23 protein-coding genes, 5 tRNA genes and 1 other annotated feature are annotated in these 25,585 nt (G+C 30.6%); of the genes, 22 read left to right on the forward strand and 6 right to left on the reverse strand.

Features of this window, described 5'->3' with window-relative positions; all coding sequences use genetic code 11:
* Positions 1-58 precede the first annotated feature (58 nt).
* Positions 59-769 carry a 2,3,4,5-tetrahydropyridine-2,6-dicarboxylate N-acetyltransferase gene (gene dapD / locus B2P65_RS02365; protein WP_150846032.1) on the reverse strand — a complete coding sequence of 237 codons (711 nt, stop codon included), beginning with the start codon at positions 767-769 and terminating at the stop codon, positions 59-61.
* A 223-nt stretch (positions 770-992) separates the two neighbouring features.
* Here dapD and B2P65_RS02370 point away from each other — a divergent pair, with 223 nt between their 5' ends.
* Both B2P65_RS02370 and B2P65_RS02375 read left to right on the forward strand, forming a co-directional pair.
* Entirely contained in the window at positions 993-1,532 is a 540-nt protein-coding gene (locus tag B2P65_RS02370) for a cob(I)yrinic acid a,c-diamide adenosyltransferase (protein WP_035133066.1), read from the forward strand.
* 19 nt (positions 1,533-1,551) lie between these two features.
* The gene (locus B2P65_RS02375; RefSeq protein WP_346879527.1) at positions 1,552-2,700 is read left to right on the forward strand and encodes a pyridoxal phosphate-dependent aminotransferase; all 1,149 of its coding nucleotides are present in this window, start codon (positions 1,552-1,554) and stop codon (positions 2,698-2,700) included.
* A 92-nt stretch (positions 2,701-2,792) separates the two neighbouring features.
* On the opposite strand, the gene dapB is transcribed toward B2P65_RS02375, so the two are convergent.
* The 3 genes from dapB to B2P65_RS02390 are packed head-to-tail and all read right to left on the reverse strand — an operon-like array spanning position 2,793 to position 5,460.
* Positions 2,793-3,542, reverse strand: a complete 750-nt coding sequence (gene dapB, locus B2P65_RS02380) for a 4-hydroxy-tetrahydrodipicolinate reductase (protein ID WP_346848578.1) — start codon at positions 3,540-3,542, stop codon at positions 2,793-2,795.
* 12 nt (positions 3,543-3,554) lie between these two features.
* Complete coding sequence (dapA, locus tag B2P65_RS02385) at positions 3,555-4,433, reverse strand: 4-hydroxy-tetrahydrodipicolinate synthase (protein ID WP_346848579.1); 879 nt, start codon at positions 4,431-4,433, stop codon at positions 3,555-3,557.
* Between the two features lie 25 nt (positions 4,434-4,458).
* Entirely contained in the window at positions 4,459-5,460 is a 1,002-nt protein-coding gene (locus tag B2P65_RS02390; RefSeq protein WP_346879528.1) for an aspartate-semialdehyde dehydrogenase, read from the reverse strand.
* Between the two features lie 1,060 nt (positions 5,461-6,520).
* On the opposite strand from B2P65_RS02390, the gene B2P65_RS02395 reads away from it, so the two are divergent.
* The 6 genes from B2P65_RS02395 to B2P65_RS02420 all read left to right on the forward strand — a co-directional run bounded on the left by B2P65_RS02395 (position 6,521) and on the right by B2P65_RS02420 (position 14,979).
* Complete coding sequence (locus B2P65_RS02395; protein WP_346848581.1) at positions 6,521-7,453, forward strand: ABC transporter permease; 933 nt, start codon at positions 6,521-6,523, stop codon at positions 7,451-7,453.
* Positions 7,454-7,464: 11 nt separating this feature from the next.
* Entirely contained in the window at positions 7,465-8,385 is a 921-nt protein-coding gene (locus B2P65_RS02400; protein WP_346848582.1) for an ABC transporter permease, read from the forward strand.
* Between the two features lie 14 nt (positions 8,386-8,399).
* Positions 8,400-9,422, forward strand: coding sequence for an ABC transporter ATP-binding protein (locus B2P65_RS02405; protein WP_346848583.1), 1,023 nt, complete (start codon positions 8,400-8,402; stop codon positions 9,420-9,422).
* A gap of 1 nt (position 9,423) precedes the next feature.
* Positions 9,424-10,392, forward strand: a complete 969-nt coding sequence (locus tag B2P65_RS02410; RefSeq protein ID WP_150846023.1) for an oligopeptide/dipeptide ABC transporter ATP-binding protein — start codon at positions 9,424-9,426, stop codon at positions 10,390-10,392.
* Between the two features lie 671 nt (positions 10,393-11,063).
* Positions 11,064-12,749 carry a peptide ABC transporter substrate-binding protein gene (locus B2P65_RS02415; RefSeq protein ID WP_346879529.1) on the forward strand — a complete coding sequence of 562 codons (1,686 nt, stop codon included), beginning with the start codon at positions 11,064-11,066 and terminating at the stop codon, positions 12,747-12,749.
* A 532-nt stretch (positions 12,750-13,281) separates the two neighbouring features.
* Positions 13,282-14,979, forward strand: a complete 1,698-nt coding sequence (locus B2P65_RS02420; protein ID WP_346879530.1) for a peptide ABC transporter substrate-binding protein — start codon at positions 13,282-13,284, stop codon at positions 14,977-14,979.
* Positions 14,980-15,123: 144 nt separating this feature from the next.
* Here B2P65_RS02420 and B2P65_RS02425 read toward each other — a convergent pair whose 3' ends face one another.
* Complete coding sequence (locus B2P65_RS02425; RefSeq protein WP_346879531.1) at positions 15,124-16,809, reverse strand: peptide ABC transporter substrate-binding protein; 1,686 nt, start codon at positions 16,807-16,809, stop codon at positions 15,124-15,126.
* Between the two features lie 565 nt (positions 16,810-17,374).
* On the opposite strand from B2P65_RS02425, the gene B2P65_RS02430 reads away from it, so the two are divergent.
* The 8 genes from B2P65_RS02430 to B2P65_RS02465 all read left to right on the forward strand — a co-directional run bounded on the left by B2P65_RS02430 (position 17,375) and on the right by B2P65_RS02465 (position 20,024).
* Positions 17,375-17,617, forward strand: a complete 243-nt coding sequence (locus B2P65_RS02430) for a small, acid-soluble spore protein, alpha/beta type (protein ID WP_346848587.1) — start codon at positions 17,375-17,377, stop codon at positions 17,615-17,617.
* A 219-nt stretch (positions 17,618-17,836) separates the two neighbouring features.
* Entirely contained in the window at positions 17,837-18,583 is a 747-nt protein-coding gene (locus B2P65_RS02435) for a class I SAM-dependent methyltransferase (protein ID WP_346848588.1), read from the forward strand.
* Between the two features lie 4 nt (positions 18,584-18,587).
* The gene (gene hslO / locus B2P65_RS02440; RefSeq protein ID WP_346848589.1) at positions 18,588-19,469 is read left to right on the forward strand and encodes an Hsp33 family molecular chaperone HslO; all 882 of its coding nucleotides are present in this window, start codon (positions 18,588-18,590) and stop codon (positions 19,467-19,469) included.
* 141 nt (positions 19,470-19,610) lie between these two features.
* A tRNA-Val gene (locus B2P65_RS02445) sits at positions 19,611-19,686 on the forward strand.
* A 3-nt stretch (positions 19,687-19,689) separates the two neighbouring features.
* A tRNA-Asp gene (locus B2P65_RS02450) sits at positions 19,690-19,766 on the forward strand.
* Between the two features lie 22 nt (positions 19,767-19,788).
* A tRNA-Phe gene (locus B2P65_RS02455) sits at positions 19,789-19,864 on the forward strand.
* Positions 19,865-19,871: 7 nt separating this feature from the next.
* A tRNA-Gly gene (locus B2P65_RS02460) sits at positions 19,872-19,946 on the forward strand.
* A 4-nt stretch (positions 19,947-19,950) separates the two neighbouring features.
* Positions 19,951-20,024 (forward strand) — tRNA-Cys (locus B2P65_RS02465).
* A gap of 125 nt (positions 20,025-20,149) precedes the next feature.
* Here B2P65_RS02465 and B2P65_RS02470 read toward each other — a convergent pair.
* On the reverse strand, positions 20,150-20,857 hold the full coding sequence (locus B2P65_RS02470; protein WP_346848590.1) for a DUF6873 family GME fold protein: 708 nt from the start codon (positions 20,855-20,857) through the stop codon (positions 20,150-20,152).
* A gap of 188 nt (positions 20,858-21,045) precedes the next feature.
* Between B2P65_RS02470 and ytxC the strand changes: the two genes are divergently transcribed.
* From ytxC to B2P65_RS02500, 6 genes are all read left to right on the forward strand, one after another.
* Positions 21,046-21,972: a putative sporulation protein YtxC gene (ytxC, locus tag B2P65_RS02475; protein WP_346848591.1), complete on the forward strand. Its 927-nt coding sequence runs from the start codon at positions 21,046-21,048 to the stop codon at positions 21,970-21,972.
* 36 nt (positions 21,973-22,008) lie between these two features.
* Positions 22,009-22,120, forward strand: a sequence feature (ribosomal protein L20 leader region).
* Positions 22,121-22,153: 33 nt separating this feature from the next.
* Entirely contained in the window at positions 22,154-22,681 is a 528-nt protein-coding gene (gene infC, locus B2P65_RS02480; RefSeq protein ID WP_035135821.1) for a translation initiation factor IF-3, read from the forward strand.
* A gap of 19 nt (positions 22,682-22,700) precedes the next feature.
* Complete coding sequence (rpmI, locus tag B2P65_RS02485; RefSeq protein WP_035135823.1) at positions 22,701-22,898, forward strand: 50S ribosomal protein L35; 198 nt, start codon at positions 22,701-22,703, stop codon at positions 22,896-22,898.
* A gap of 27 nt (positions 22,899-22,925) precedes the next feature.
* Positions 22,926-23,279, forward strand: coding sequence for a 50S ribosomal protein L20 (gene rplT / locus B2P65_RS02490; protein ID WP_035135825.1), 354 nt, complete (start codon positions 22,926-22,928; stop codon positions 23,277-23,279).
* Positions 23,280-23,537: 258 nt separating this feature from the next.
* Positions 23,538-24,905 carry a TrkH family potassium uptake protein gene (locus B2P65_RS02495; protein ID WP_346848592.1) on the forward strand — a complete coding sequence of 456 codons (1,368 nt, stop codon included), beginning with the start codon at positions 23,538-23,540 and terminating at the stop codon, positions 24,903-24,905.
* Positions 24,906-24,919: 14 nt separating this feature from the next.
* The gene (locus B2P65_RS02500) at positions 24,920-25,579 is read left to right on the forward strand and encodes a TrkA family potassium uptake protein (protein ID WP_346848593.1); all 660 of its coding nucleotides are present in this window, start codon (positions 24,920-24,922) and stop codon (positions 25,577-25,579) included.
* Positions 25,580-25,585 lie beyond the last annotated feature (6 nt).

Here is a 25,585-nt window from a genome sequence, read left to right on the forward strand (position 1 = left end):
AACCCAAAAGCTATCATGAANNTTCATGATAGCTTTTGGGTTGTTATTTTATAATTTATTATTTTCTTAAATCAGCTAAGATTTCAGTTTTACTCTTAGTTTTATCATCTACATGTTTAATTATTTTAGCTGGAGAGCCAGCTACAACTACATTTTCAGGTACATCTGTTGTAACGATAGCACCAGCAGCTACTACTGAATGATTTCCTATTTTTACACCTTCTAAGATTACTGCATTAGCTCCTATAAGTACATGGTCACCAATTTCACATGGAGACTTGCTAGGTGGTTCTAAAACTCCAGCAACTACTGCTCCAGCTCCAAGGTGGACCCCTTTACCAAGCTTTCCTCTAGCACCTACAACAGCATTCATATCTACCATGGTTTCATCACCGATTTCAGCACCTATGTTGATAACAGCACCCATCATAATAACAGCATTATTTCCAATAGAAACTCTATCACGGATTATTGCACCTGGCTCAATTCTAGCATTTATACTTCTTGTATCAAGCATAGGTATAGCTGAGTTTCTTCTATCAGATTCAAGCCTGTAGTTATGTATTTTTTCTTTATTTGCATCTAAAAAATTATTTATATCAGCGCTATCGCCAAATAAAACATAAAAGCTGCCTTCGCCAAAACAGTCTACATTTTCAAAGTTACAATCCTTTAGATCACCTTTAACATAAGCTTTCACAGGGGTTGATTTCTTTGACTCCTTTATAAATCTAGCAATTTCATATGGATCAGTAAAGTTATATTCCATACCTCTAACTCCTTTCGACAAGTAATATATATTCATTTATATATTATCCTAAAAACTCAACAATAATTATAAATAAATAAGATATTTTTGAATATAATACTTAGTATATTTAATTTATCAATATAGTATATCTATAGTTATATCATAAAAATCATATATAATGGAATATTTTATTTGTAAATGATATAATAAAATTAAAAAAGTAGACCTAGGAGGTAAATATATGGGAAACTTAAACAAAGGATATATTCAAATATATACTGGAAACGGAAAAGGAAAAACTACAGCAGCGGTGGGGCTTGCAACTAGAGCTGCTGGAAATAAATATAGAGTATGTATGGTTCAGTTTTTAAAAAGTGATGCAACAGGAGAATTAGAGTCAGCTAAACTTATGGCTCCATATTTTACTATTCATAGATTTGAAAGACCTAGAGGATTTTTTTGGACATTAAATGATCAAGAAAAGTTAGAGCTAAAAGAGGATATTCAAGAAGCGTATAAGTTTTGTATAAAACAGTTGGAAGAAGGAAATTGTGATATATTGATAATGGATGAAATAATGGGAACTTTATCTAATGGGTTAATTACAGAAGAACAATTAATAGAATTGATAGATAAAAAACCAGATGATGTAGAACTTATAATGACAGGTAGAAATGTGCCAGAATCAATAATGCAAAGAGCTAATTTAGTTACTGAAATGAAAGATCTTAAACACTACTTTAATGAAGGGGTTCCAGCAAGAAGAGGAATAGAATTCTAAGGAGTATAAGGTATAAATTATGAGGTTGTCAAGTAATATAGACAATATAGAAATATCAGGAATAAGGAAATTTTATAATAAGGTCGCTAAGATAGAAGGTGCTATATCACTAACTCTAGGTGAGCCAGATTTTAAAATACCTGGGGAAATAAAAGAGGCTATGAAAAAGTCCCTTGATGAAGATAGGACTACTTATACACCTAATGCTGGGATAGAAGAGTTAAGAGAAGAAATTTCTAAGTATCTAAAATCTTTAAATATAAGTTTCTCCAGTAAAGAAATATGTATAACTGTAGGAGGAAGTGAAGGATTATTATCTACTTTTACTGGAATATTAAATCCAGGAGATAAAGTTCTAATACCTTCCATTGCATATCCTGCCTATGAAAATTGTGTTAAGATTCTTGGTGGAGAGGTAATAAATTATAATATTAAGGAAGATTTATCTTTAGATATGGAGCAATTGGAGAGAGTTATAGAGAAAGAGTGTCCTAAGGTGATGGTAGTATCTTATCCATCAAATCCTACAGGACAACTTTTGACCAAGGATCAATGTGATAGATTATTTAATATATTAAAAGATAAAGATATATTAATTGTAAGTGATGAAATTTATAGCTCTATTGTATTTGGAGAATTTAACTCTATATCACAGTATGGAAAGTTAAAAGATAAACTTATACTTATAGGTGGATTTTCAAAAATGTTTTCCATGACAGGAATTAGAATAGGATATGTATGTGCAGCGGAATGGATATTAAATAGCATAATAAAGGTTCATCAATACAATGTGTCATGTGCACCGTCTATTGGTCAATATGGAGCTTTAGAAGGACTTAAGAAGTCTATGTACCATATGGAACATATAAAATCAGAATTAAAGATAAGAAGGGATTATGTCTATGATAGACTAGTTTCTATGGGGCTTGAAGTTATAAGACCACAGGGAGCATTTTATATATTTCCGTGTATAAAATCCTTTGGATTTAGTAGTGAAGATTTTTGTGATAAGCTACTTGAGGATACTAAGGTAGCCGTAGTACCAGGAACTGCATTTGGAAAAGGTGGAGAAGGGTATGTTAGAATTTCTTATTGCTACAGCATGGAAAATTTAAAATTATCTTTAGATTTAATGGAACAGTGGTTAAATCAGATAAAGCTTAACTAAGGGTTAAATATAAAAGATAAGTAAATATTAAATAAAAGTGTTATGAAAATATAGATTTCATAACACTTTTTATTTGAACTAAATTTGATTTACTATTTAACTACATCGTCCATAGAATATATGCCTTTTGGTTTGTTATGAACATACTCACAAGCCTTTAAAGCGCCTACAGCGAATACTTCTCTTGAAATAGCAGAGTGTTTAATTTCAATTACTTCACCCATACCAGCAAATATAACTTCATGGTCACCTATAATATTTCCACCACGGATTGCATGAATTCCTATTTCCTTGTGTTCTCTTTTAGAGATTCCTTCTCTACCATAGTTGAAGGTTGTTTCTTCTTCTATAGAGTCCTTTATAGTATTTGCAAGAAGTAGTGCAGTACCACTTGGAGCATCTACCTTTTGATTGTGATGTTTTTCTATTATCTCAATATCAAAATCTGTATATAGTTTATTGCTAATAGATTTTAATAAATTATTTATTATATTAATTCCTATAGACATATTAGCGGAATAGAACACAGGAATTGAATTTTGTAGATTTTTAATATGAACTATTTGTTCTTCCGTATAGCCAGTAGTGCAAAATACTACTGGTAATGAGTGAGCTAAAGCATATTTTGATATAGAGTCTAAACTTGAAGGTCTTGAGAAGTCCAGAATTACATCTACTTCTTCTGTTACTTTATCTATGGAATCATAAATAGAGTAATTAAAATTAGATTCTGTATTCATATCTACTCCAGCTTGAATATTTAGTGTTTCAGAAGTAGAAGCTACCTTTGAAATCATATGACCCATTTTTCCGTTACATCCAACTAATAAAATCTTTACCATGTATAGTCTCCTTTATAATAAGTAGTAGTTTTTTAGAGCTTCTTTCAAAGTCTCTAAATTATTATCATCCATATCAACTAATGGAAGTCTTAAGTTTCCAACACTTCTACCCATAAGATTTAAGGCAGTTTTTATAGGAATAGGGTTTGTTTCACAGAAACATGCATTAGTTAAAGGGATTGTTTTTAAAAATAACTCTTGAGCTGCTTTTATTTCTCCATTAAAGAATAATTCACATATATTATGAACATCTTTAGGTACAATATTTGCAATAACTGATATTATACCAAGTCCGCCTATAGCAAGAGTTGGTATAATTTCATTATCATTCCCAGAATATATATCTAATTTATCTCCACAGAGATATTTTATTTCTGCAATTTGGCTTATATTTCCACTAGCTTCCTTTACAGCAACAATATTATCTAGCTGACAAAGTTCATGGAGAGCCTTTGGTGAAATATTCATGCCAGTTCTAGATGGTACATTATATACTACTATAGGAGTATTAACAGCTTCAGCAATAGTTTTAAAATGAGCAATTAAGCCTTTTACTGAAGTCTTATTGTAGTAAGGGTTAATTACTAAAAGTCCATCTACACCAACAGACTCAGCGTAGATGCTCATTTTAACAGAAGCCATGGTGTTATTACTACCAGTACCAGCTATAACAGGGATTCTCTTATTAACTGTATCTACAGTGAATTTTATAGTTTCTTTTCTCTCAGCCTCTGTCATAGTAGATGCTTCTCCAGTTGTACCACATACTATGATAGCGTCAGTTCCATTTTCAATATGCCATTCTAATAATTCTTTTAATTTAGGAAAGTCTACACCGTCTTTGCTAAATGGAGTTACAATTGCAACACCAGAACCTTTAAAAATACTCATATATACACCTCTTAAATCATTATATTTATTTTATTAAATTTTCTTTTATAAAAACTTCTGCAATTTGTACTGCATTAAGGGCAGCACCTTTTCTAATATTATCAGCAACAACCCATAGGTTAACACCATTATCAACACTAAAATCACGTCTGATTCTTCCAATATAAACGTCATCCTGACCTTCTACATCTACAGGCATAGGATAAATATTATTTTTTATATCATCCATTACAGTAATTCCAGGTAAAGTTTTAAATAAGTCGAAAATATCATCCAATTCAAAAGTATTTTCAAATTCTACGTTAATACTTTCGCTATGACCATGGAATACAGGTACCCTTACTGTGGTAGCAGTAACTTTAATTTGATCATTATGAAGAATTTTATGGGTTTCATTTATCATCTTCATTTCTTCCTTTGTATAACCATTATCTAAGAATACATCAATTTGAGGTATTACATTATAGGCTATAGGATATTGAAATTTCTTAGGAGGAACATTAGATACTCCATCCTTTAGATCATTAAACCCTTGAACTCCAGCACCGGATACAGCTTGATAAGTTGAGTATACAACTCTTTTTATTCCATATTTAATATCAAGAGGTTTAAGAGCAACCATTGCTTGAATAGTAGAACAGTTAGGATTAGCAATAATACCATTATGCCATTTAATATCTTCACCATTAACCTCAGGAACTACCAGAGGAACTCTAGGATCCATTCTCCATGCACTACTATTATCTATAACCACGGTATTGTGTTCTGCGAATATAGGAGCAAATTCTAAGCTGACATCTCCACCAGCTGAAAAAAGAGCTAAATCAATTTTTTTGTTAATTATATTTTCTTTCTTAAGTTCTTCTACCAATATATCTTTTCCATTAAAGTGTATAGTAGTTCCAGCAGACCTGGCAGATGAAAAAAGATATAAATCCTCTATGGGAAAATTTCTTTCAGCTAAAATATTTATGAATTGTCTTCCCACCATTCCAGTAGCCCCGACTATAGCAACATTGTATTTCAAAAATACCACCTCACTTAACTTATATTTATAATACATTATATAACTTAAGTAGATAAAGTTATATAACTTTATTAAATTTATATATAAAATTTTTATTATAGCAGAGATATATACCAAAGATGTCAACGGAAGTAAAAGCATAATACAATGTATGTAGATATTATTAAGCCCAGATTGTTAAGGGGAAGATGAAAGTAAGGAAGTGTTAGGTCAATTTAAAGAGTAGATAATAAGATTTTAGATATAAATGAATCATATTAAAAATCCGCAAGATAATATTTTAAATAAAAAGATGCATTTGTTTAAATATGTAAAAATATGAAGGTGTATAGAAGATTTAATAATATGAATTTAAAATATTATCTAATATTTTGTTGCAATTTGTAATCTTAAGAACAAATTATGTATTAAAATAGTTTGACAACTTACAGAACCCTGTGTTAATATTATAAAAAATGAATTTATTATTATTTTTATTTTCATACTTTTAACAATTATAACTACTAAAATACATAACCACATATTAACTATGAAATATGTATGAATGATTAAAATACTGAGAGTTAATTTCTTAGTGTTGCTTTTGAAAAGGAAGTGGCTTTGATATTGTGGCAATTGTCAAAATATTTGAAAGGAACTAACTATTTAAATAAATCATTTTTGCTAATTTCACAATAGCATCTTAAGTGTGTTTTAGTAATGTTAAAGGAGTGAAGCCTTACTAGATTTTATTATTAGTGTGGGAGGTGTTAGTAAGGGGAAATAATGCATTACATTTTAAAAGTTGATATGAGGCAAAAAAAGAATAAAAAAGTGCTAAAGTTTTATAATATCATAATACATAATGTTGCAAATTATAAAACAACGACTTTGTATACGATATCATCAATAAGCTTAGCGGTGTCTTAAATATTTACATTTCATTTATAGGAGTCTATAGGAGAGATGTAATTTCTAATAATGTCTCATTGTGCTTAAGGTAGAAAAAGGTTAATGTTGGGGGAAATGCAGTAGATGGGGATTTTATTGCATATTTTTACTTAAAAATGGAGGGATGACGATGTTTAAATTTACTCTAAAAAGATTTGGATATATGTTATTGACATTATTCATTGCATCATCAATAACATTTATGCTTATCCATGCTATGCCTGGAGATCCACTTGCGGTTGCAGCAAGAAAGCTTCCAGAGCAAATAAAAGCTAACTACTATGCTAAATATGGATTAAATAAGCCACTTTTAACTCAATATGGATTATTCGTTAAGAATGCTGTCAAAGGAGATTTAGGACAATCTCTAGCATCTCCGGGAAGAGATATTACAGAGACTATTATGAAACATGCACCTATTTCAGCACGAATTGGAGGACAAGGTCTTATACTGGGAGTTACAATAGGTATCTTATTAGGTATTGTAGCTGCATTTAAAAGAGGAAAATGGCCAGATTATTTAGTAATGTTTATAGCCATAGTTGGTATATCTGTACCAAGTTTTGTTGTAGCATCACTACTACAATTCTTCTTCACAGTTAAATTAACATGGTTGCCAACAACAGGGTGGGGCGAGTTTAAGCATACTATATTACCTACCATAGCATTAAGTTTAGCTCCTATAGCTACATATGCAAGATATATGAGAGCTAACTGTTTGGATGTTATTGGACAAGATTATATAATAACAGCTAAGGCTAAAGGGGTTTCTAATGTTAGTTTAGTATTTAAACATGTTATAAGGAATGCTATTTTACCAGCTATTACCCTTCTAGGACCACAAGTTGCTGGTATATTTACAGGTTCCTTCGTAGTTGAAAGTATATTTTCAATACCGGGACTTGGACAATATTTCGTATCAGCAATTACTGATAGAGATTATACTATGATAATGGGACAATCAATATTTGTATCAGCATTATTTATAGTTGCATTATTCTTAGTTGATATAATCTATGGATTAGTTGACCCAAGAATAAGAGTATCAAGCGGAAAGCGTTAGGAGGGATAAGTATGGCAGAATTTTCAAAAGAAAAATTTCAAATTATAGGTTGTGATAACCTAGATTCAGAGGGAATACTTAGACCTAGTATGACCTACTGGCAAGATGCATGGAGAAGACTTAAAAAGAATAAAGTTGCGATGCTTTCGTTGGTGTTATTAGGAATAATTACATTGATGACAATAATAGGACCTATGATAAGTAATTTTGAATATCAAGCTACAAATAATGATATGTTAAACTTAAAACCAAACGCAACATATTGGTTTGGAACAGATAGTTTAGGTAGAGATTTGTTTACAAGAGTTTGGATAGGTGGTAGAATATCTATCGCTATAGGGTTAATTGGAGCTGTTATCGACACTGTTGTAGGAACAATTTACGGTGGTATAGCTGGATATCTTGGTGGAATTGCTGATGATATCATGATGAGAATACTAGAAATTTTAGTAAGTATTCCATACCTAGTTTTAGTTATACTTATCAGGGTTATTATGGATGGTGGTAGTATGATACCACTTATTATAGCTATGACCATTACAGGATGGTGTTATATGGCTAGACTTGTAAGGGGACAACTTTTACAAATTAAAGAACAAGAATACGTACTTGCTGCAAAAGCACTGGGAGCAAATGCTTCAAGAGTAATAGCAAAACACTTAGTACCAAATACTTTAGGTGTTATGATTGTTGCTATAACATTCGATATACCATCATTTATATTTGCAGAAGCTTTCTTAAGTTTCTTAGGAATAGGTGTTCAATCACCAATGACAAGTTGGGGAGCTCTTGCAGCAGCAGGACAACAGACTATAATGTTCTACGCTTATCAATTAATTTTCCCTGCCTTAGCGATTTCGTTAACAATGTTATCTTTTAATTTATTAGGTGATGGTTTAAGAGACGCACTAGATCCTAAATTACGTCAATAAGGGGGGAATGGCAAATGGAAAGAATTTTAGATATAGAAAATTTACAAGTTTCATTTCATACCTATGCGGGTGAAGTAAAAGCAGTAAGAGGTGTAGATTTCCATCTTGATAAGGGTGAAACTTTAGCTATAGTTGGAGAATCAGGTTGTGGAAAAACAGTTACATCAAAGGCTATAATGAGGCTGTTACCAGAACCAATGCCAGCAGAAATTAAAAAAGATTCTAAAATCATTTTTGAGGGTAAAAATATTTTAGATATGAACGAGAAGGAATTAAGAAAATTAAGGGGATCAGATATATCTATGATATTCCAAGATCCTATGACTTCATTAAATCCTACAATGACAGTTGGTAAGCAAATTGCTGAGAGTTTAATAATTCATAGAGGTATGAATAAAGCTGAAGCTATGAAAGAAGCAATAAAAATGCTTGATCTTGTTAATATACCAAATGCTGATAAGAGAGCTCATCAATATCCGCATGAATTCTCAGGTGGTATGAGACAAAGAGCTATGATAGCTATAGCTCTTGCATGTAATCCTAAGATACTTATTGCGGACGAGCCAACTACTGCTCTAGATGTTACAATACAAGCTCAAATAATGGATCTTATAGGAGATCTTCAAAAGAAACTAGGAACTGCAGTTATACTTATTACTCACGATCTTGGAGTAGTAGCGGATACTGCGGATAGAATTCAAGTAATGTATGCGGGACAAGTTATCGAAAGAGGTACTGTAGAAGAAATATTTGCAAATCCTCAACACCCTTATACATGGGCATTGCTTCAATCAGTTCCAAGACTTGAGACAAAAAATAAGGATACGCTTTACGCTTTAAACGGTACTCCGCCAGACTTAGTTAAACCACCAGTTGGATGTCCTTTTGCTGCAAGATGTGAATATTGTATGCAAATATGTTTAGAGGAAATGCCAGAAGTAACTAATGTAGAGAACGATCACCAAGTGTTGTGTTGGTTAAAACACCCAATGGCACCTAAGGTTGAAGTTCCAGAAGCGTTAAGAAGAGGTGAATAAGATGGCTGAATCAAATAAAAAAGAAGTTTTAATTGAAGTAAAGAATCTTAAGAAATATTTCGAGGTTGGTAGGAATGCTACACTTAAGGCGGTAGACGATGTTAGTTTTAATATATTTAAAGGTGAAACATTAGGTCTTGTTGGAGAATCAGGTTGTGGAAAAACAACGTGTGGAAGAACTGTAATGGGACTTTATGGAGCGACTGGTGGTGAAATATTATTTGATGGAGACGATATTAGTAAATATGATAAAAAACAGAAAAAGGAGTTTACTAGAAGAGCTCAAATAATATTCCAAGACCCTTATGCATCGCTAAATCCAAGAATGACTGTTGGAGATATTATTGGGGAAGGAATAGATATTCATAACCTTCACAAAGGTAATGAAAGACAGGCTAGAATTTATGAATTACTACAATTAGTAGGACTAAATAAAGAGCACGCATCTAGATTCCCTCATGAGTTTTCGGGTGGACAAAGACAGAGAATAGGGATAGCAAGAGCTCTTGCTATAGAACCAGACTTCATAGTTTGTGATGAGCCTATATCTGCTCTAGATGTATCTATTCAAGCGCAAGTTGTTAACTTGCTGATAAAATTGCAAAATGAATTAGGATTAACATATTTATTCATAGCCCATGACCTATCAATGGTTAAACACATATCTGATAGAGTTGGAGTTATGTATTTAGGAACTATGGTAGAACTTGCTAGTAGTAAAGATTTATATGATAAGCCTTTACATCCATATACTCAAGCGTTATTATCAGCGATTCCAATTCCTGATCCTGATGCAACTAAGAAAAAAGCAAGAATACCTTTAGAAGGAGAAGTGCCAAGTCCAATAAATCCTAAACCAGGTTGTAGATTTGCACCTAGATGTAGATATGCAAAGCCTATATGTAGTGAAAAAACTCCTGAGTTTAGAGAAATTGAGCCAAATCACTTTGCTGCATGTCATATACTATAATTTAAATAAAAAAATAAGAGTGCTTAAGCACTCTTATTTTTTTATTTAAAAGCTTAGTCAAATTTTGTTTTTAATCATTGTAATTTCAAACAAAGACTTTATCCAATGACTATCAATTTTATTCATTTATTGAGTTTTATTACCAGGTATATAAATTCGTATATCTTTTAATAATATTATAAAAGGAGGTCATATATGGGTGTTTAGTAGTAAATATCATATTGAATTTAATTGAGTTTTATTTAAAGAAAATACAGAAAAAAGAATTTTATTAAAAAACGAAATTCATATATCTTCTTTTAATGATTAATTTATGAAAAAAACTACAAATTACGACAAAGAAAAATATGAAACCTTGAAGATAGGGTGTACCAATGGTAATAGAATCAATTGCCATTCGTGAATTTATAATACTTTGTTGAAATATAGGGAATTTTACGTAAAAAATATAGGTAATAATTCGTATAATTGAATAAAATTAAAATTATAATGTCTTAAGTGGAAGTGGTCAACATTGACATTGTCGTAAAAAGAGTGTACTATAAATATAAATAAAAGTTATGAGGAAATGTGTAGAAATATGCACAATGAATAACACAAAGATGAGCCGAGGTTAGAAAGAAAATTTTTAATTTTTGAACTAAACCAAATTATTTTAAGGGGGATTACTTATGAAGAGTAAAAAAATACTAGCATCATTATTAGCATTATCTATGATAACATCAGCGGCATTAGTTGGGTGTGGTAAAGGCGAAGAAAAGGGTGCAGGAACTGCTACTAATGGAGAAGCAGATGCTGAACAATATTTAAATATGCTTTTACAATCTGAACCAAAAACAATTGACCAATCTAAATCAAGTGATTCATATTCTTCACAAATTCTTGCAAACTGTCAAGAATCATTAACAAGAATTGTACAAGATGAAAATGGTAAAGATAAAATTGAAAAGGGTATAGCTGAAAGCTGGGAAACTTCAGATGATAAATTAACTTGGACATTTAAATTAAGAGATGCTAAATGGAGTGATGGTAAACCAGTTACTGCAGAACAGTTTGTATATGGTATTACTAGAACTCTAGATCAAAATACTGCATCACCATATGCTTTCCTATTATATCCTATTGCTAACGCTGTAGAATTCAACTCTGGTAAAGCTAAGGCAGAAGATTTAGGAGTTAAAGCTCTAGACGAAAAAACTGTTGAGTTTACATTAGCATCACCATGTGCATACTTTCTTGATTTAACATACTTTAAAGTAATGCAACCACAAAGAGAAGATATAGTAAAAGAACACGGTGATAAATATGGTTCAGAAGCTAACAGTATGGTATATTGTGGACCATTTATGATATCTGAATGGGTACATAATAATAAAGTAGAATTTGTTAAGAATCCTGAATATTGGGATGCTGAAAATGTAAAACTTGATAAAGTTACAATGAAAATAATAAAAGAAGAGTCTGCTAGAATGAATGAATTACTTAATGGTTCATTAGATATGGCTACAGTAGTTAAACCAGAATGGATAGAAAAGTTTGATTCTGCTGGTGAATATGAAGCTAAAAAAGGATATGATGGTTCGACTACATATACTTTCTTTAACCTTAAAGATAAATTATTCAGTAATGCTAAGGTAAGAAAAGCATTTATAGTAGCAGAAGATAGAGAAAATAAAATTAAGACTTTAAGAAAAGGTCTTGGCGAACCTGCTCTAGGTTTTGTACCAAAGTCTGTACAAATAGGTGGAGAAGAATATAGAACAAAAGTAAATGAATTACCAGTTCAAAAATTAATGGATGAAAATACAGATCCAAAAGCATTATTAATAGAAGGTATGAAGGAACTAGGGCTTGGAGAAGATCCATCTAAAATAACCATTAGTTACTTACAATCAGGTACTGATGCGGTAGCTAAAGAATATGCTGAATTCCAACAACAAGTTTATACAAAAAAACTTGGAATTAATGTTAAAGTTGATTTTGTTGAATGGGCACAATTCCAAGAAAGAACTGATAATTTTGATTATCAAGTTGCAGGTATGGCATGGACTGGAGACTATAATGACCCTAACACATATTTAGATTTATGGACATCAACAGCTGGAGTTGTACCAACAGGTTGGTCAAATCCTAAGTACGATGAACTTATAGCTAAAGCAGGAAAAAGTGATGATCCGAATGAAAGAGCTGAACTTTTCAAAGAAGCTGAAAGAATACTATTATATGAAGATGGTGTTGTAAGTCCAGAAGCTTGGAGATTTAAAAATACTTATGTAAGAAAGTATGTTAAAAACTACACTGCTCCATTATTTGGAACAATAGACTTAAAATATACTTATACTACTGGAAGAAAATAATATTATAATGAAATGAGAAAAAGTGAAGCAAATAACGAATGCTTCACTTTTTTTAGATGCTTTGATGTTTTTGCCTATAAAAGTGGGCTTTATAAGAAAATTCTAATTTAATGCATTATAAAGTTAGGGGAAAGAAGTCAATATTATCTAAAATACTATAATATATATAATATATGTAGTGATTAAATGATAAAATTCGTATTACAAATTTCGAATTTAAATGCAAATAAAACCCGATTAATAGAGAAAAAAGAAGAAAAAAGAAAAATAAACAAACGAAAAAAAGTAAAATAAATTAATAAATAAATTTTAATTAAAAAAATATTAATATAATTAATCAAAATGAGAGGTTGTATTAATATTTCATAAGATATTTGCACTTATATAAGATAATAAGTCGAATTGAGGTAATCTTATAAATATTCAGATAATGGGTATTGCAATAGTGAAAGTGTTAATATATAATAAATTTAAATCAGATGGATATGACATTATATCTATTATATTGATGATTAATGAAGGGGGATTATTCATGAAAAGCAAAAAAATATTAGCTGCTTTACTAGCTGTATCTATGGTAACTTCTGTTGCTTTAGTAGGTTGTGGTAAAGATGACAAAAAAGATGAGGGCAAAGGTGGAGAGACTGCTGCTTCTGGAGATATGGATAAAGAACAGTATCTTAACTTATTATTGAGGGCTGAACCAAAGACAATTGATCAATCAAAATCAAGTGATATGTATTCATCACAAGTTCTTGCAAACAGCCAAGAGGCATTAACAAGAATTATTCAAGACGAAACTGGAAAAGATAAAATCATAGAAGGTATAGCTGAAAGTTGGACACCTAACGATGATAAATCAGTTTGGACATTTAAATTAAGAGATGCTAAATGGAGTGATGGAAAAGCAATTACTGCAAAAGACTTCGTTTATGGTATCACTAGAACTTTAGATCAAAATACTGCATCACCATATGCATTCCTTTTATACCCAATCAAAAATGCTTCAGAATTCAACGCAGGTAAAGCTAAAGCAGAAGATTTAGGTATTAAAGCTGTAGATGATAAAACAATTGAATTTACATTAAATTCACCATGTCCATACTTCTTAGATTTAACATACTTTAAAGTAATGCAACCACAAAGAGAGGATATAGTAAAAGAACATGGCGATAAATATGGCTCTGAAGCAAATACAATGGTATATAGTGGACCATTCATAATCTCTGAGTGGGTACACAACAATAAGATTGAATTTACTAAAAATCCAGAATATTGGGATGCTAAAAATGTAAAACTTGATAAAGCTACAATGAAAATTATTAAAGAAGAATCTGCTCAAATGAATGAATTACTTAATGGTTCATTAGATATGGCTGGAGTATCTAAACCAGAATGGATAGAAAAGTTTGATAAAACTGGTGAGTATGAGGCTAAAAAAGGATATGATGGTTCTACTACTTATACTTTCTTCAACCATAAAGATAAGTTATTTAGTAATGCTAAGGTAAGAAAAGCATTTATGGTAGCTGAAGATAGAGAAAATAAAATTAAGACTTTAAGAAAAGGTCTAGGAGAGCCAGCTATGTCTTTTGTACCTCCTAAAGTACAAATAGGTGGAGAAGATTACAGAGATAAAGTAAGTGATGCACCAGTTAAGGATCTTCTAGATGAAAATCCAGATCCAAAGGCTCTATTAATTGAAGGAATGAAAGAATTAGGACTTGGAGATGATCCATCTAAAGTAACTATCAACTACTTAGAATCAGGTACTTCAGCTGAAAATAAGGTATGGGCTGAATTCCAACAACGTGTTTATGAAGATAAACTTGGTGTAAAAGTAAAAGTTGATTATGTTGAGTGGGCACAATTCCAAGAAAGAACTGATAACTTTGATTATCAAGTAGCAGCTATGGCATGGGGTGGTGACTACAATGACCCTAACACATTCCTTGATTTCTGGGTAACTGGTGCTAACGTTGTAATGACAGGATGGTCAAATCCTAAATACGATAAGCTTATAGCTGATGCAGCAAAAACTGTAGATCCAGCAGAAAGAACAGAATTGTTTAAACAAGCAGAAAGAATTTTATTATATGAAGATGCTGTTATAAGTCCAGAATCTTGGAGATTTAAAAACACATATGTAAGAAAGTATGTTAAGAGTTACAGTGCTCCATTATTTGGAACAGTTGATTTAAAATACACTTACACTTCAGGTAGAAAATAATATAAAATAGTATTATAATTTTAAAAAGGCTATCTCATTTCTTTGAGATAGCCTTTTCTGTAGTTTTTAACAAATACAATAAAAAACTGTGTTTAATTAGGTTCTTTAAGTAATATAAACACAGTTTTATTTTATAATTCTATATTATGGTCTACCTTCTGTATACACTTCTTTTAAATCTAAAGATCCAAAGGTTGGAGAAGTATAATTTTTAACATAATTATAAATATAAGTATTTTTGAATCTCCACGTAGTTGGACTACACACTGCATCTTCATAAATAAAAATTTTTTCTGCTTCTTGGAATAACTTCTTTCTTGCTTCTTGATCTGAAGTGGTTCTAGCTTTTTGTATTAACTCTTCATATTTATCGTTCTTCCATCCAGTTTTAACGGAAGCAGTATCATGAAGGAACATATCAAAATAAGTTAGTGGATCATTATAATCGGCAGTAACTGACATTCCTGCTAATTCATAATCCATGTTATCTGTCCTATCGCAGAAAATTGCCCATTCCACATAATCTACATCAATGTTAACTCCTAATGTTTTATTATAATTCTCCTGAGAAAATTCTGCCATTTCTTTACTGTAAGAACTAGTGCCAGATTGAAGAAGTTTAATAGTATGCTTTGAAGGATCTGGATCTAAACCTTCTTCCTTTAAACCCTCTATAAGTAATTTTTTAGGGTCTGGATTTTCTTTTATTAGCTCGGTTACCGGATTAAAATCAGTAGCACTTCTAAACTCTTCCTCACCTACTTTAACTGATGGTGGAACCCAAGCTGTACAAGGTTCTGCTAAGTTTCTATACAATGCTGAAACTGCACCTTCACGGTCTTCAGCTATGAGAAAAGCTTTTCTTATTTTTGCATTTTTGAAGTATCTGTTTTCTTGGTTAAAAAAATTATAGCATATTGAAGTATCGTAACCTTTTTTGACTGTAAAATTTCCGGTTTCATTTAATTTGTTAATCCAATCCTTGGAACTTACATTAGCTAAATCTAAAGAACCATTAAATATTTCATTCATTCTAGCAGATTCTTCTTTAATTATTTTCATTGTAGCTTTATCAAGTTTTACATTTTCAGCATCCCAATATTCGGGGTTTTTTACTAATTCAATTTTGTTGTTGTGTACCCATTCAGAGATTTTAAATGGACCAGTGAAGATTAAAGTGTCTGCATCTGAGCCATATTTATCTGCATGTTTTTCTATTAAGTCTTTTCTTTGAGGTTCCATTATTTTCAAGTAAGTCATGTTTAAGAAATATGCACAAGGTGATTCTAATGTGATTTCTAAAGTGTGATCATCAATGGCTTTTACACCAACTTCTTCAGCTTTTGCTTTACCAGCATTGAATTTAGCGGCATTTTTTATTGGATAAAGCAAATATCCCATTGGAGAAGCAACATTTGGATCTAATGTTCTAGTGATACCATACACAAACTGATCTGCAGTAACAGGTTGCCCATCACTCCATTTAGCATCTCTCAATTTAAATGTCCAAGTTAAGCCATTTTCGGATTGAGTCCATTTATTAGATATTCCTTCTTTAACTAAGTCATTACCATCTTCATCTACGCCTAATCTAGTTAAAGCCTCCATAGTATTAGTATGGATGTATGATGAATAGACATCATAAGTTTTTGAAGGGTCTAGACTTTGTGGTTCTGCACCTAACAGTACATTAATATATTGATTTTCATCAATAGTGCCTTCTTTAGTTTTCTTGGAGTTCTCTGAACTGCTTGATCTACCACATCCAAGTATTATAGTTGATGCTATGGATAAAGTAAGAATACAAGCTAAGATATTTTTGCTTTTCATAAATATTTCCCCCTATTTATAATATGAAAATATTAGCAATGCTAATATAATTCTCTAATTAAAGAATTATGTCATATCAACGAAGATGAGATATTATTAAAAATTTTGCAAAAGTAATGTAAGTTAAACTAAAAATGGTTATATTTAATTTGAATAAGGTTTGGTAAAGTTATAAATATATATTTCACAAATATAAAAGTTTGTGAAGCTAATAAGTGAAAAATGAAATAGAGTTCACAATAATGATGATAGATAATTAATGATATTGAAAAAAATATTAATTCATATGAAATTATATGAAATAATATAGTGAATATTTCATATTAAAATAATAATTAGATTTAATTGTTATAATATATAATTATACATAAAAAACTACTATATGTAAATATATTTATTTGAGTGAAAATATGTAATGAGATTAATTATTTATTTTGATAATACATAGGGGATGGATGAATAACTAATGTAGAATTTATAAAGGAAATGAATAAAAAAAAGTCTATGGTAGAAAATATAGTTATTACATTAAAACTATATTTTAATAACGCGGAGGTGGAAGCTTGTGGGTAAGACTCCTATAAAAAAAGTAATAAAATCTAAATTAAAAGCTAATAAAGAATTAACTCCACAGGAGGCTTTAAGAGAGCAAATAAAATATGATATAGTAGAAGAATTAGGTTTGGCTGAAAAAGTAAATGAATTTGGATGGAGTAGTTTAACTGCAGAAGAAACGGGGAGAATTGGAGGTATGATGACCAAAAAGAAGAAGGGTCTAAATATTCCCAAGAATGATGAGTTTTTTTAGTTTTATATAATATACTAATAATAATCAAGTTTAACTAAGACTTTGTTAGAATAATTAAGATAAATTATATTAATTTAGTGAAGAGATATAATTATAGCTTAGTTCATGAATAAACATATAGATATGAGATTTGTTACATGGTCATGGAAGAATTCTTAGACAAAATAAAAAAAGTAATGTAAAATAAATAGGTGATTATATAGAAAAGATGGTGAACCTATGGACTGTTATAATGATTTTGCTGATATATACGATGAACTTATTAATGAAGATATCAATTATAGAGGTTGGGCAGATAAAATTATTGAGATTTGCAAGGAATATAATGTTGGAAGAAGAGAGTATTTAGATTTAGCTTGTGGTACAGGGAATTTTACCAAGTTAATTGGGAAAAACTTCATATTTACAACGGCTATAGATTTATCAGAGTATATGTTATCTATTGCTGATGAAAAATTAAAGGCAGAAGGAATTAAAGCTAAGGTTATGTGCCAAGATATATGTACTTTTAATCTTAAAAAGCAGTTTGATCTGATAACCTGTGGATTGGATTCTACTAATTATATAATTGAGGATGAAAAACTTCAATTATATTTTGTGTCAGTTAATAAACACTTAAAGGATGATGGCGTTTTTATTTTTGACATTAATACAGAGTACAAAATAAAAAATATATTAGGAAATAATAGCTTTAACTATGACAGAGAAGATGTGGTATATATTTGGGAAAATCAATTACAAGAGGATATTGTTGATATGTACTTAACCTTTTTTGTTAAAGAAGGACAAGTGTATCATAGATTTGATGAACATCACAGAGAGAGAGCCTATAGTGAGAGTAAAATAGAAAAATTTATAAAAGAAGCAAACCTTGTCATAGAAAAAAAACTTAATTGCTATGAAGAAGTTGCCATAGGCGAGAATACACAAAGAATAACCTATGTTTTGAGTAAGAAAGGATGTTAGAGTAATGAAAGATAAATTAATTAGAGCCACTGCAAAGGATGGCCAAGTAAGAATAATTGCAGCTATTACTACTGAATTAGTGAATGAAGCAACTAAAACTCATGAATGTATGCCAACAGCTTCAGCAGCAGTAGGGAGAATGTTAACTGGTGGGGTTTTAATGGGTGCTATGCTAAAAAATGATACTGATAGTTTAACTATTCAAATAGATGGTGGTGGAGAAGCAAAAGGTGTTACTGTTACTGCCCATCATGATGGAAGTGTTAAAGGATATATAGGAAACCCAAAAGTGGATTTACCTTTAAATGAAAAAGGTAAATTAGAAGTTGGTGGTGCTATAGGTAAAAATGGATATCTAAAAGTAATTAAGGATATGGGGCTTAAAGAACCTTATGTAGGTCAAGTGCCTATATATACAGGAGAAGTAGGCGATGATATAGCGTATTACTTTACGGTATCTGAGCAAACACCATCTGCTGTTGCTTTAGGAGTATTGGTAGATACGGATTTATCTATAAAAGCTGCTGGGGGATTTATTATACAAATGATGCCAGGTGCATCAGAATTCTTAGCAGATATTATAACTTATAGATTGGAAGAAGTTCCATCAGTAACAGCTATGATAGAGAAGGGAATGACTATAGAAGAAATATTAGAATTTATATTTGAAGATATGGATTTGAAAATATATGATGCTTTAGTACCAGCGTATAAATGCGACTGTTCAAGAGAAAGAGTTGAAAGAGTACTGATTAGTATTGGTAAAGATGATTTACAAGAGATATATGATGAGGGCAAGACAGAAGAAATATTGTGCCATTTCTGTAATAAAACCTATAATTTTAAACCAGAAGATATTAAAAAAATATTAGAAGCTATTGACTAATTTCTATAATAAATTCTAAAAACCATATTGACAATAAACTAAAAATTTAATATAATAGTCTTTGTTAAGACTTGGAAGATTTATTGATTTTTAAGCTTAGCAAAGATTATTTTTAATAATGGTGTCACAAATTTAAATTTTGGTCGCATAGCTCAGCTGGGAGAGCACCTGCCTTACAAGCAGGGGGTCACAGGTTCGATCCCTGTTGCGACCACCATATGGCCCAGTGGCTCAGTTGGTTAGAGTGCCGGCCTGTCACGCCGGAGGTCGAGGGTTCGAGTCCCTTCTGGGTCGCCAATAAATTCTAAAATTTGTGTCTGGCTCGATAGCTCAGTCGGTAGAGCAGAGGACTGAAAATCCTCGTGTCGCTGGTTCGATTCCTGCTCGAGCCACCATTATTACGCGGGAGTGGCTCAGTGGTAGAGCGTCACCTTGCCAAGGTGAACGTCGCGAGTTCGAATCTCGTCTTCCGCTCCAATATGGCGCTATAGCCAAGTGGTAAGGCAGAGGCCTGCAAAGCCTTTATCCCCAGTTCAAATCTGGGTGGCGCCTCCAAAAAAGCAAGTAATTTATTTACTTGCTTTTTTATTTTTTTTGTGCATTATATAAATGTGCTTCTTAGAGAGAGGCATTAAAATTAAGTATTAAAAATTCATATTGTAGTATTTTGTATAGATGAGTTACTGAATATCTAAAAAGTATATACTACCTCTATCAATTAATTGAGAGTTGGCTAAAGAAATAGGTGTTATGCCATGCTTATCTAAAAATCTTTTTATTAAATTCCCGTGAGGATATAAATCTAGGTCTCCATAAAAAACTATAGTTTTAGAATCTACCATACCACAAGTTCCTCCAATAAAGCCATAATTCAAATGAGGTAAAAGAATGTCACCTGGTGGAATTAAGAGTACATCATATCCACAGTTATTTAATTCTTTGTAAATGCATATATCAGAAGTTATAAAGGCCTTATTAGATAATACTACAGTAGAGCATTTAGTATAACCTTGATTTATATTTATTAATGTCTTATGATTAATATTTTCTAATAAAGTTTTATCAGTATACCTTATATTATGCATAAAAAAATCAGGAGTATTTACAGCATTAAGGATAATATCATTAGGATATTTATCAGTTAAAGTGCTAGTGCTTCTCAATACTGTTAGATTTAGAGATTTTAGAGTTTCTTCAAAGGTAGAAGATGCATCCTTATGAATGATGGCATTATTATTGTCAATGAAATGCATAAGAATATCAGGATGACCACATATAGCTGGATATAATGAATTGCATGGTTCGCAAAGGATAACTTTACAATTTAAATTTTCTAAAGCAAATAATTCCTCAAAAGAAATTCTAAAGTCTACAAAAGCATATTTCAAAAATATCACCACCTTAAGGTTAGTTGTTACTAACTTAAAAATAATATATCATATATGTTATATTATTTGTAGAATAAATTGGATTTAATAAATTGTATATAGTAAAAAATAAAAACACATAATATACATAATATATTAAAGTAAAGTTCTGTATCTATAAAATTCTTAACATGAAGTGGGGTGATTGAATGCTACTGTTGACCATTGTAAATAATAGTTATAAGGATTATGTATTAAATCAAGTTAAGAGTATGAGTGAGTATTTAAGAGAAAAAAAGAAAAGTATAAATTTGAAAATTGAAAATGATGAATTAGATGAATGTATACATATATATTGGGAAGATGGTGATTACACTGAGGATGAAGTTAAGAAATTATTTAACTATTATACAGCTAATATTTTATATGGTGTAATTATTAATGAATTTTTAGAAAAAAGGGTTAATAAACATCTGAATGAAACATATAACTTTCTTAACTATAACGATATAAGTATTGTAAAAAAGGATATATATAAAATTTTAAAAGAAGAAGTACCTATAGATGATACTGTGATATATTATATGAATAAGAAAAATAGTATTTTAGATAGAATTATTAATTGTATAGAAGAAGGTAACGTATTAAATATTAAAGGGTTTATGGACTTTAGATCCAAGGAATTAATGCCACAGATATATGCGATAATAGAAAAAGTGGTAGAAAGTTATATGATAGAAAAGGAGTATAATGAATTTATTAGTCTTTTAAAGTATTTTGTTGAGATACAAGAAAGTAAGGCTGAAAAGGTAGATTTGTATATTGGAAAAAGAGGAGATTCATATATACTCAGAGATGAATTTGGAAATAATATTATGGAAACCCTTTTGAATGAAATTTGCGAAAATAAAAATATAGTAGACGTTAGTCAAGATGATTTAGTTATAAGTGGACTAATAACTATGTGCCCGAAAAAAATAGTAATACATTCTGCTAATAGATGTAAAAATAAGGAGCTAATTAATACTCTAGAGAAAGTTTTTGAGAATAGAATTTATCATTGTAGTGGTTGTAATGAATGTTTAATGTTTAAAGAAATTATAGAAATGCCTATTGACAATAATATAAAGGTGTAGTAAGATTAACTATGTTAGTGAAAAAGTAAATAACTAATTAACAAGTAGAAACTGCCGTTTCTCACCTTACAGTATTGCTAGTAAGGTAAAATTTTGGTTTACAATGATTGTAATAACAGGACGGCGTTTGCTGTCCTTTTTATTTTATATAAGATAAAAATATGTGGTTTAAAAGCCGGAGGTGAATGTTATCAGTAAAAATAAAGATTTCATGATGAATGAAGAGATAAGAGACAAAGAAGTTAGAGTTATTAACTCAGACGGGGAAGCACTAGGAGTAATTTCTACAAAAGAAGCATTAGAAATTGCATTACAAAAGGAATTAGATTTAGTTGTAGTATCTCCAAATGCAAAACCTATGGTATGCAAAATCATGGATTTTGGTAAGTTTGTTTATGAGCAACAAAAGAAGGAAAAAGAAGCTAAAAAGAAACAAAAAATCACTACTCTTAAAGAGATTAGACTAAGTGCTAGCATAGAAGATCACGATATTGAGATAAAAGCTAATAATGCTAGAAAGTTCTTATTAGATGAAGACAAAGTTAAAGTTACTGTGAGATTTAGAGGAAGAGAAATTGAAAACTCGCAAGTAGGACACAAGATATTAAACCTTTTTGTAGAAAAATTAGGCGATGTTTATGTTATTGAAAAGCCAGCTAGACAAGAAGGAAGAAATATGATAATGATATTAGCTCCAAAAAGAGCATAACCGAGAGGAGGACTTTACAATGCCAAAAATGAAAACACATAGAGGTGCAGCAAAGAGATTTAAAAAGACAGGAACAGGTAAGTTAAAAAGATCTAAAGCTTTTAGACGCCATATATTAACTAAGAAGAGCAGAAAGACTAAGAGAAATCTTAGAAAAACAGGATACGTTTCAACTACTCAAGAAAAAATAATGAAGAAATTACTACCATACTTATAGTAGGAAGTTATCTAGGAGGTAAATATAATGGCAAGAGTAAAAAGAGCGATGAATAGTCGTAAAAAACATAAAAAAGTATTAAAACTTGCAAAAGGATACTACGGTGGAAAAAGCAAGTTATTTAAAACAGCTAATGAATCAGTAATAAGAGCATTAAGAAATGCTTATGTTGGAAGAAAATTAAAGAAAAGAGATTTCAGAAAACTATGGATAGCTAGAATAAATGCAGCTGCTAGAATGAATGATCTTTCTTATTCAAAATTCATGAATGGAATGAAGCTTGCTGGAGTTGAAATAAACAGAAAAATGCTTTCTGAAATAGCAATCAACGATCCAAAAGCATTTGCTGAATTAGTAGAAGTTGCTAAGAAGCATCTATAAGATTAATTAAATATAAAAAATAAAAGCCAGAGGATGACTATGTCATGTCTCTGGATTTTGTTAGACTAAATTTTAATGTACATAATTATTTATTATTTTTATATAAGAAATAAAGATAATAAATAAATGGATATATATAGTATAGAAATGTAGCCATGGCTACATTTTTATACTATATATATTTTAATAAGGAAATGGGGAAACTATATATAAATATATAATCGTGATAAATTTTTTTAAAAGTTTGAGGTGTTATTTATGCAGTTAAGATTAAGGGATGTTCTAAGGCGTAAAAACTTTACTCCAGTTCAAATAATAGCTATGGGATTTGCAACTATAATATTTACAGGTGCCCTATTATTAAGCTTACCTATTGCTACTATAAAAGGTGTAGGAACTCCATTTATAGATTGTATTTTCACATCAACTTCTGCAGTTTGTGTGACAGGATTAGTTACTGTAGATACTGGTACTTATTGGAGTTATTTTGGAAAAACAGTAATACTTATTTTAATACAAATTGGTGGTCTTGGATTTATGTCTTTTGCTACACTTTTATCATTAATTATTGGTAAAAAAATAACTTTAAAAGAAAGATTAATTATAAGGGAATCATTAAATTCAACATCTCTTCAGGGAATAGTAAAATTAGCTAGATATATATTAGTTTTTACTTTTTCAATAGAATTTATAGGAGCTTTACTGCTTTCCTTTGAATTTATACCTGAGTTTGGAATTATTAAAGGTATATATTATAGTATATTTCATGCAGTTTCTGCATTTTGTAATGCTGGATTTGATCTTATGGGAAATTACGGTAGCTTAACTGCCTATAGTGATAATGCTTTGATAATACTTACTATATCTTCTTTAATAGTAATTGGTGGACTAGGTTTCTATGCATGGAATGATATATTTAATTATAAACGTACTAAAAGATTAACACTTCAGACTAAACTAGTAATAGCTGTAAGTGCAGGATTGATTTTGTTTGGATTTATAATGTTTCTTGTATTTGAACTTTCTAATCCAGATACTTTAAAACCTATGGGGATTAAAGAAAAAGTGCTGTCAGCATTCTTTGCATCGGTTTCACCAAGAACAGCAGGATTTAATTCTATAGATTTGACAAAGATGACTATGGCATCTACATTTTTATCCATAATGTTGATGTTTATTGGTGGTTCACCAGGATCAACGGCTGGGGGAATAAAAACTTCTACCGCGGGCGTGCTTTTTATGACAATACTATCAGTTATAAATGGAAGAGAAGATACAGAGTTATTTAAAAGAAAAATAAATAAAGAAACTGTATATAAGGCTTTAGCAGTAGTAGTAATAGCACTGGCGTTAGTGTTTACTACAACCATATTATTATCTATTACAGAAAGAGCATCAGGTGCTCCGTTTGAACATTATTTATTTGAAGCTACTTCAGCCTTTGGAACTGTTGGGTTAACATTAGGATTAACTCAAGAGCTTACTGCTATAGGTAAGGCTATAGTAGCACTAACTATGTATGCGGGTAGAGTTGGGCCACTTACATTAGTTGTAGCAATTTCTATAAGAAAAAGTAAAAGAGGAAATTCTATTAAGTATCCAGAAGATAAAATCTTAGTTGGATAAAGGGGGATATATTAATGAGTAAAAAACAATTTATAGTTATTGGTTTAGGTAGATTTGGAACTTCAGTAGCAGAGACTTTATATGCACTTGGTAATGATGTATTAGCTGTAGATATAGATGAAGAAGCTGTTCAAAACATTGCAGAAAGAGTTACTCATGCTGTTCAAGTAGATGCAAATGATGAGGTTAGCCTAAGAGCCCTTGGAATTGGTAATTTTGATGTGGCTATAATTAGTATTGGTTCTGATATTCAAGCTAATATTCTATCTACTCTTTTAGTTAAAGAAATGAATGTTAAGCATATTATAACTAAGGCTAATAATGCATTGCATGCAAAAGTTTTATATAAAATAGGTGCCAATAGAGTTATATTCCCAGAGAGAGATATGGGAATTAGAGTTGCTCATAACCTTTGTTCTTCTAACATACTTGATTATATAGAGTTATCACCAGACTTTAGCATTGCAGAAATTGTTACCCCAAAGGAATGGGAAGGTCACTCTCTAAAAGAGCTAGATTTAAGAGTGAGGTACAGTGTAAATGTGGTAGCTATTAAAAGAGATGATAACATAGAGGTATCTCCATCTGCAGATGAGGTTATACAGGAAGGCGATATAATAGTAGCCATAGGAGGAACTGCTGAGCTAAACGGAATTGAAAGTTTAGTTAGATAAGGAGAT

This window comes from Clostridium sp. UBA3061 (genome assembly GCF_002367465.1).
GTDB lineage: Bacteria > Bacillota > Clostridia > Clostridiales > Clostridiaceae > Clostridium_J > Clostridium_J sulfidigenes.